Here is an 8,341-nt window from a genome sequence, read left to right on the forward strand (position 1 = left end):
CCAACTCTGCATTATTGTAAAACATTCCGATTACCCATGGTAATTACTCACAGGTACCGCAGCTTTTCACGGTCTCTTTTGTCCGCATAGTAGGCTATAGCGAACAAAAGAGCCTGCAAAAATCTGCGGCACCTGTGAGCAATTACAGTTCAGAGGTTATAAAATCACATATTTGCTACCCCTGTGAGTAGTTACAAAAGACCTTATGTAAAATTTCCAATGGTACTAATGAAATATCACCGGCAAGTCAAGAATTTATGTAATTGTTTTCAGGCTCTCGTGCTTTTCAGTTTCACAACAGTCATCGCATTTTTCCTTTCCGTACCGGCACATGCCTTGAACTGTCTTACCCCGTTGAATCAACACGCTGAAAAAATAATACAACATAACCTGCCTGATTTAAGAAACAAGATGAAAAAAAAGAACCTGGTTCCAGGTTCTCCGATTTTTATAAGAATTTTCAAACACCCGCCGGAGTTGGAACTCTGGGTAAAAAAAGCACGAACATATGTTCTGTACAAACGTTTTACGGTATGCGACATGTCCGGGACTATCGGACCAAAGCTTAAAGAGGGAGACCATCAGGCACCTGAAGGATTTTACAGGGTGGGCGTTGAGCAGATGAATCCCTGGTCAAGACATCATCTCTCCTTTAATCTAGGATTCCCCAATCAATTCGACCGTTGCCACGAAAGGACAGGTTCCGCCCTGATGGTGCATGGAAAATGTAATTCCATCGGCTGTTTTGCCATGGCCGACTTCCGCATGGAAGAGATTTACACCCTTGCCGATGCGGCCCTTGCCAACTGCCAGGGATCTTTTCAGGTGCATATCTTTCCCTTCAGAATGACAAAAAAAAACTTGCTGATCCACCGGGGAAAATGGGACTCATTCTGGCTCAATCTTAAAGAGGGGTATGATATTTTTGAAAAAACACATATTCCCCCCACTGTCATGGTCAAAGGCTGCCGCTATGTGTTCGGGCAATAATCACGAGACCGTTACAAATTCGCGACTGTTTTTCCAAAGGCCCATTGCTGCCACAGGTTTTTGCAGGCTCTTCTTCGCTATAGCCTGTCTATGGGGACAAAAGAAACCGTGAAAAGCTGGAGTGCCTTTGAGCAATTACTTTTCCGCCAGTACCTCAGGATCCAACAGGCTTATAACCTTCCCCTGTACCCGGATCAGACCTTCGTCACTCATCTTCGCAAAAATCCTGGAGAGAGTTTCAGGAATGGTTCCAAGCAGGCTGGCAAGCTGTCCTTTGGAAATTTCCAGCCTTACCTCATCAGAACCACCCTGTTCTTCCCGGAGATACATCAGATATCCAGCAAGACGAGCAGGAACTTCCTTCAGGGAAAGATTTTCAATCTGCGTGGCAAAGCGACGCAGACGCATGGAGAGAACCGCAAGCATCTTGAGGACAATTGCCGGGTTTGCCTCCACCAGCCTGGTGAATCTGTCTCTCGGGAAAAACAGAGTCCTTGTCTTCACCAACGGTTCTGCTGTTGCGGGAAAAGGCCAGCCGTGAAAAACAGGAACTTCGCCAAATGGTTCACCGGGACCGAAAATATGAAGAATATGCTCCTTGCCGGCAGGTGACATCTTGAATATCTTTACCTTTCCCTCACCCACCATATAGAATCCGTTGCCCTCGTCCCCTTCAAAGAAAATCGTTTCACCTTTTCCGTAAACATTTTCTATTGCGATGGCGGCCAGTTCTTCCACATGGTTTTCCGGTAAACCTTCAAAAAGAAGGCTCATACTAATTATCTTTTTTTTATCCATGGATCTGCTATTTTTAAAGGAATCAGAGTAAAAAGCCATTGAGTCTGTCAGTATTTATCATTTGAATGTATACCAAAAGAAAAATAATTCATATAGACATGGACGCATTTTATGCCTCTGTGGAACAAAAAGATAATCCACGGTACAAAGGCAGACCTCTTATTGTCGGTGGCCGGCCGAAAGGCCGGGGTGTTGTTGCCGCCTGTTCCTACGAGGCGCGCGTTTTTGGCATCCATTCAGCCATGCCGTGCTCAAAGGCAGCCAGGCTCTGTCCCCAGGCTGTTTTTATTCGCCCCCGTATACAGAGATACAGGGAAATATCCCGAATGATCATGAAGATATTCAAACAATACACAGACCTGGTTGAGCCACTTTCTCTTGATGAGGCGTTTCTTGATGTGACCGTCAATAACACCAGTAATCCCTCGGCCACCTTGGTGGCCGAGCAAATTCGCAGTCAGATTTTTCAAGAAACCGGTCTGACAGCATCGGCAGGCGTATCCTACAATAAATTTCTGGCAAAAGTGGCTTCCGATGTCCAGAAACCCAATGGGATCACCACAATTCCTCCGGAACATGCTCATGATTTCCTCTCTTCCCTGCCGATCAGAAAATTTTTTGGAGTGGGCAAAGTAACCGAGAAAAAAATGACGGATCTCGGTATCAGAAATGGTGCTGATCTGCGTTCATGGGACAGGGAAAAGCTGGTGTTTCATTTTGGCAAAACCGGTTCGTTTCTCAGCGATATTGCGCGAGGAATCGATAATCGTCCTGTTCAACCGAACAGGGTCAGAAAGTCGGTAGGCAGTGAAACCACCCTTCCCCGGGACATCAGAGATATTGAGAGAATTTTTGAGATCCTGTCATCAATAACTGAAAAATTAGAACATTCCCTGTTGAAATTAGAGACCGGGGGATATACGGTAACCTTGAAAATACGCTATTCAGATTTTACTACCATCACGCGTTCCCGAACACTGAAGAACCCTGTGTTCAGCGGAAATGAGATCCGCCATTGTCTTCCGGAACTGCTGAGGATGACGGAAGCGGGAGCGCGTGATATCCGACTTTTAGGAATAACCATCTCCAATCTTACCATGGACAGAGGTAAAAAACCGCGTCAGCTCCTTTTACCCTTTCCGGGAGGTTATAAAATCATATAGTTGCTACCCTGCGAGGAGTTACCTTTAAGTCACCATTAAAAATTCAGGTAATTATTCTATTGGGACACCTGAACAACAATCTGATGCCTTTTTAAACACCACTTTTTTCCTGGAAATAACTTCAATGAAAGACCTAATTCTCTCGATTCTGAACATTTTTAAATATACCGGCAAGGTGTTCACTACCTTACGAAATCTTGTCTTTAATCTCCTTTTTGTCCTGGTCGTGATTCTGGTGATTGTTTCCCTGGTGCCCAGAAAAGGAATTCATGTTTCCCCCAACACAATCCTTGATCTGACACTCTCAGGAAATATTGTGGAAGAAAAAAGAGTCACTTCCGCCTTTGAAAAAATGTATCTGCCCGGCGGTACAGTCTCCGAGTTTGAGGCTGAAACACTCCTGCAGGACATACTTGACATAATTGATGGTGCCGCAGCGGACAAAAATATCACAGTCATGCGTCTTGATCTCAAACACCTCAACCGGGCTGGACTGAACCAGCTGCGTGAAATCGGCAGAGCATTGAACAATTTCAAGGCAACAGGGAAAAGAATTATCGCTGCCCAGGATAATTATACACAGATTCAATACTACCTGGCCGCCCATGCGAACACCGTAATCCTTAACCCGATGGGCACGGTTTTTCTCCACGGTTTTGGTGTTTATCACCTCTACTTCAAGCAGGCTCTGGATAAATTGATGGTCAACTACAATATTTTCAAGGTAGGAACTTACAAGTCCGCTCTGGAACCGTTAACCAGGGACAGCATGTCGCCGGAAGACAGGAAACAGACCAGGGAATGGTTGACTGCCCTCTGGCAGCTCTACAGTGATGATATAAACAAATTGCGCCCTCTAAAACCGCTTGCCATACAGAAATATACAACCGATATAGCAGCACAGCTGGAATCAACAGGGGGTGACAGTGGCGGTCTGGCTCTTAAACTCGGTCTGGTTGATAAGTTGCTCACCCGTGAACAGATTTCCCTCTACTTCACAAAAATAACCGGCAGGAATCATGATTCCCTGAAAACAAACCATATCTCATCAGAAAACTATCTGACACTGCTGCGAAACAGATCAAAATCGACTTTCAATCAGGATAAAATCGGGGTATTGGTTGCCGAGGGAAACATTGTTCCAGGGGAACAACCGGCAGGAATTATCGGGGGAGATTCCTTAAGCAAACTGATTCATAAGGCCAGAAAAGATAAATCAATAAAGGCTCTTGTCCTTCGTATAAATTCAGGTGGTGGCTCGGCATTTGCTTCTGAAATTATACGACAGGAGCTTCTCGAATTTAAGAAAAGCGGCAAACCTCTGGTTGTGTCCATGGGGGCCGTGGCAGCTTCAGGAGGATATTGGATAGCTGCAAATGCCGATGAAATATGGGCATCACCTGCTACAATAACCGGGTCTATTGGTATTTTCGGCGCAGTACCGACATTCGAAAAAACCCTTTCAACTTATGGTATTCACAGTGATGGGACTGGAACCACCCCCCTTGCGTCAGGGATCAACCTTGCCCGTCCCCTTTCCGAACCGTTAAAAGCTGCCATTCATCTGACAATTACCAGGGGGTACGATCAATTTATCAATATCGTATCCACCGGCAGAAAACTGGAAAAATCATACGTTCAGAAAATTGCCCGAGGAAGGGTTTACGATGGCAGAGCGGCCGTTAAACTCGGGCTTGTGGATAGACTCGGTAGTCTGGATGATTCTGTAAAGGCTGCCGCAAAACTGGCAGGCCTGGAAAAATTCAAAAAAGAACTTCTTCACAGGCCGGTATCTGTTCGAGATCTGTTTATCCGCTATCTGACCAACGGCCTGGGAAAAACGTTTTTTACAATAAAACGGGAAATACCGCAACCACTCCTTCGATTATTCAGTAACAAAATACCCGCCGGCGTAAAGGATCTTCTGCAGCTCAGTGATCCCTGTGGAATGTATGCTTATTCATTCATCGCTCCGGCACTATAAAAACTGATCTGCTCAGGCATGAAAGCCGAACTCATCCCTTGAATCATCAACACCTGAGCTCAGGTTCAAGGTAAGATCGACCCACTCCAATGGTGCATCCATGATTTTAAACCCTATTTCAACACCGCCATCTGTGTTTCGTCTTTTCCAGCACGGCTTAACAAGTAATTTATAATGTTTACCATCACCGGAAACAATGGTTGTATAGATGTGCTTCACTGCAGAAAAATTCTCAGGCAGAGCAGTCATTTTGATGCCACTGCATGAGATGTCCGCAACATCTCCACAGATTATTGAAGAACCAACAGCGATATCCCCGACAAACCCCTGTACACGTGTCCTGGTATTTCTTCGTTTAACTTTTCCAAGAAATCCGGCAAAGGAGTGTTTCTTAAGGACCGTTTCCATTCCATCCATGGCTTTCCTCCGGTTCAAGCAGTTTTTGGCTGGGAAAGAAATGCAACTTTCTCCTTTTAATTATGCACAGATTTCAAGAAAAATCAAATAAAATAAGGTCCTCCAGTCCGATTATGTATTGCAGTCTACTTTTCCGCCGGCCTGGCCACCGCCACCGCTGCCCGCCCTTCTATCAGATATTTCTGTATCAAACGGTCAAGTTCTTCTTTTTTTATCTTTGAATACTCATCTTCAATCGTCAGAGGCCAGTCCAGCTGTTCCGGATGAATCGAAGATCTCAGCAGAACCGAATAGAGCCAGTAACTGTTATTTTCGAGACTTTCCCTTATGGAGGTAAGCAAAGGTTTCCTTGCTCTTTCAAGTTCTTCATCTGTTACGCCATTTTTACGAAGTTCTCCTGCAATTCTGAAAATTTCCTTTTTGATCATCTCTTCACTGCCCGGTTTCATTGTCACATGAACTGCGAGAAAACCGTAATCCCTGTATGTTCTGCTGTTATCGCTGAACGCCTCCGGTGAATACGTCGCCCCCATTTTTTCCCTCAGTACCTTTCTTAAACGATCCTCAATAACTGAAGCAAGAAGATGAAATTTCCTGGTCCTGTTTATATCCCAGAAATCTTCTGTCAACCAGGCAACAAGAATAACTGATTTCCCGATTGAAGTCTGGACCCTGACCTCCTTTGTTTTCCCTTTTGGAAAAGAAATTGTCTCAATCTCCGGAATAATGCGGGGATACAACTTCAACCCTGAAAAGTATTCCTGGATACCTTCTATAATTTTCTTTCTGTCAAAATCACCAACAACGGAAATTTCAAGATCATTTTCAGGAACAAGAGTTTTGACCCATGCCGACAGTTGTGAAAAATCAATTTTGAGAACTGACTTCACAGGAGGCAAACCAAAATGAGCATTTCCCGTCGCCAGAAACGGGAGTATTTTCAAAGGAACAGCTCCGTCAACATCCTGTTCCAGTTTTTTATACATTTGAGCAATGTCGATTACTTCCGAGTCAAAAACAGTTTTTCTTACTGTTATATCGAATATATGGCTGTATATTGACTGAAGAAGAACATCAAAATCTTTAGTCAGGGAGTTGCCCCGCCAGAGGAATGATGACTCCTGAATACTGAACCCGATCTCTACCGTGCTTCCGGCAAGTATTTCATTCAGCTCAGACTTGCTGAATTTTCCTGTTCCCGATTCATTGATCACGTCTTCAGCAATCATTGACATGCCGGGCTGGGGTTCTTCCAGCTCTCCGGTCCCGAAACTGACTGTCATCTGTATTTCATTTTTCCGAAAATCGGTTTTTTTCAAGTTGAGAACCGTACCGTTTGCAAATCGAATGACTTCAACACCCAGTTCGGGGGAGTTGAATACCTGCCTTGGGGGAGTGATCGATTCCGGCGTCTTCAGGTAGGGAAATTCACCTTTTTTCTTATTTTCAAAAGCAGTTATTGTCTCCCTCAGGCTGTCCTGATAAACAGCTTGGATATCTTTTTTACCGTTCTCCAGTTGAACATCACCGGTAACTGAAACCAGCCTGCTGTCATGATTCCATATTTTTCTGAATTCCTGATGAATATCAGTGAGGGAAATTTGTTTTATTATCGGGCCGAAGAGATCTCTCTCCTGCTCCGCCGACTGCAAAACCCGATTACTGTTGATATGGCGAATGATCTTCCTGGCGATAAACCTGGAATCTTCGTTCTTTTCCTGCAAAACTGCCGCATCAAAACCGGCAAGGATTTCTTTCCTGGCTCTTTCCAGTTCATGCTCATAAAATCCGAAGCGAAGAGCCTGCCTGAGAATATTGTTGAGTAACTTCAGAGTTTCCTGCCAATGTGCCCCGTCGGTCTGAGCCGAAATTGAGCCATAGCCGATTCGCCTCTCAAGATCGCCATAATAAAACCCTGCCCCGGTATAGGGTGTTCCCGGTTTTTCAAGAATTTTCTGCAGACGGTATCGAATGATCATTGCGGCTATGAACCGTTTGATTTCCCTGGTTTCAAGGGCAACTGAATCATCATGGGGACTTTTATCCCATAATGATTCAATGGAAACATTGGTTTTAGCCAGCTCAGGTTCATAATAATAAAAAAACTCCTTTCCCCTGTGTTGCAGACGACCAAAATCGGGGCAGGCAGGTTTTTTACCTGCAGCACTCAAAGAAGAAAAATGTTTTTTTATGCTCTTCTGTACCTTCCCCGGATCAATGTCCCCGACGACGACCAGAACCATGTTTTCCGGCCTGTACCATGAATCATAGTAGGATTTTAAAACAGCTCTATCGGCAGTTTTAAGTATTTCTTCCCTGCCGATTATTGTTCGCAGAGGAATTCTTGTACCTCGAAATGCAAATGATGTGCTGGCGATATGAGTTCTGTAGATGGCGGAGTCCCTGGCTCTCTTTTCAGCAAGAATAACACCTCGTTCCCTGTCTATTTCTTTTTCCGGCAGGAGCGCGCCCCGGGCATAATCCGCAAGAACAAGCAACCCCTTTTCAAGATCCTGTATTCTTCCATCAGGAAGTACGAGATTATACACGGTCTCACTGTAACCTGTATGTGCGTTGGCATCTCCACCATAGTTCATCCCGATTTCCTGGAAATACTCGACAAGTGATCCAGGAGGAAAATGAATTGAACCATTGAACATCATATGTTCAAGGAAATGGGCGACGCCCCTCTGGTCCGGATTCTCATTCAGGGAACCGGCCTGCACGTCAAGATAGAGTGCCACACGTTTTTCAGGCTCATGATTTTCCTTGATAACATATCGCATCCCATTTTCAAGACGCCCACGCACCAGGTCAGGATCGGGTGAGATATCACTGAGTTCGTAAGGCCAATTATTTTGAAAACAGAAGGGAAAAGCTGCATCAGCATCCAACACCGTCAGAAAACAAATCAGTACCGCAAGAACTAAGAACTGATAATTTGATTCATCGATATATTTTTTCAATCTATTTCGTTTTTATAAAATTA

Annotated in this window: 6 protein-coding genes; 3 read left to right on the forward strand and 3 right to left on the reverse strand. The window is 44.6% G+C overall.

Annotated elements, in window-relative coordinates:
* The first annotated feature begins 411 nt into the window (after positions 1 to 411).
* Entirely contained in the window at positions 412 to 990 is a 579-nt protein-coding gene (locus ACXLDX_RS12450) for a L,D-transpeptidase family protein (RefSeq protein ID WP_457577510.1), read from the forward strand.
* A gap of 135 nt (positions 991 to 1,125) precedes the next feature.
* Here ACXLDX_RS12450 and ACXLDX_RS12455 read toward each other — a convergent pair whose 3' ends face one another.
* A complete protein-coding gene (locus ACXLDX_RS12455) occupies positions 1,126 to 1,764 on the reverse strand; it encodes a Crp/Fnr family transcriptional regulator (RefSeq protein WP_457577511.1) in 639 nt (212 codons plus the stop codon).
* Between the two features lie 89 nt (positions 1,765 to 1,853).
* On the opposite strand from ACXLDX_RS12455, the gene dinB reads away from it, so the two are divergent.
* Both dinB and sppA read left to right on the forward strand, forming a co-directional pair.
* On the forward strand, positions 1,854 to 2,951 hold the full coding sequence (dinB, locus tag ACXLDX_RS12460) for a DNA polymerase IV (protein ID WP_457577512.1): 1,098 nt from the start codon (positions 1,854 to 1,856) through the stop codon (positions 2,949 to 2,951).
* Positions 2,952 to 3,075: 124 nt separating this feature from the next.
* Positions 3,076 to 4,935: a signal peptide peptidase SppA gene (sppA, locus tag ACXLDX_RS12465; protein WP_457577513.1), complete on the forward strand. Its 1,860-nt coding sequence runs from the start codon at positions 3,076 to 3,078 to the stop codon at positions 4,933 to 4,935.
* 12 nt (positions 4,936 to 4,947) lie between these two features.
* Here sppA and ACXLDX_RS12470 read toward each other — a convergent pair whose 3' ends face one another.
* Both ACXLDX_RS12470 and ACXLDX_RS12475 read right to left on the reverse strand, forming a co-directional pair.
* The gene (locus ACXLDX_RS12470; protein WP_457577514.1) at positions 4,948 to 5,352 is read right to left on the reverse strand and encodes a hypothetical protein; all 405 of its coding nucleotides are present in this window, start codon (positions 5,350 to 5,352) and stop codon (positions 4,948 to 4,950) included.
* A 125-nt stretch (positions 5,353 to 5,477) separates the two neighbouring features.
* Positions 5,478 to 8,138 (reverse strand): M16 family metallopeptidase, encoded by a 2,661-nt coding sequence (locus ACXLDX_RS12475; RefSeq protein WP_457577515.1) that lies wholly within the window; start codon positions 8,136 to 8,138, stop codon positions 5,478 to 5,480.
* Between the last annotated feature and the right edge of the window lie 203 nt (positions 8,139 to 8,341).

Source organism: Desulfomarina sp. (assembly GCF_054039375.1).

What these genes read in the sequence shown, in the direction of transcription:
- ACXLDX_RS12470 (WP_457577514.1), bottom strand. Translation starts at nt 5,352, where the DNA reads ATGGATGGAATGGAAACGGTCCTTAAGAAACACTCCTTTGCCGGATTT.
- ACXLDX_RS12450 (WP_457577510.1), top strand. Translation starts at nt 412, where the DNA reads ATGAAAAAAAAGAACCTGGTTCCAGGTTCTCCGATTTTTATAAGAATT.
- dinB (WP_457577512.1), top strand. Translation starts at nt 1,854, where the DNA reads ATGTATACCAAAAGAAAAATAATTCATATAGACATGGACGCATTTTAT.
- ACXLDX_RS12475 (WP_457577515.1), bottom strand. Translation starts at nt 8,138, where the DNA reads ATGCGATATGTTATCAAGGAAAATCATGAGCCTGAAAAACGTGTGGCA.
- sppA (WP_457577513.1), top strand. Translation starts at nt 3,076, where the DNA reads ATGAAAGACCTAATTCTCTCGATTCTGAACATTTTTAAATATACCGGC.
- ACXLDX_RS12455 (WP_457577511.1), bottom strand. Translation starts at nt 1,764, where the DNA reads ATGAGCCTTCTTTTTGAAGGTTTACCGGAAAACCATGTGGAAGAACTG.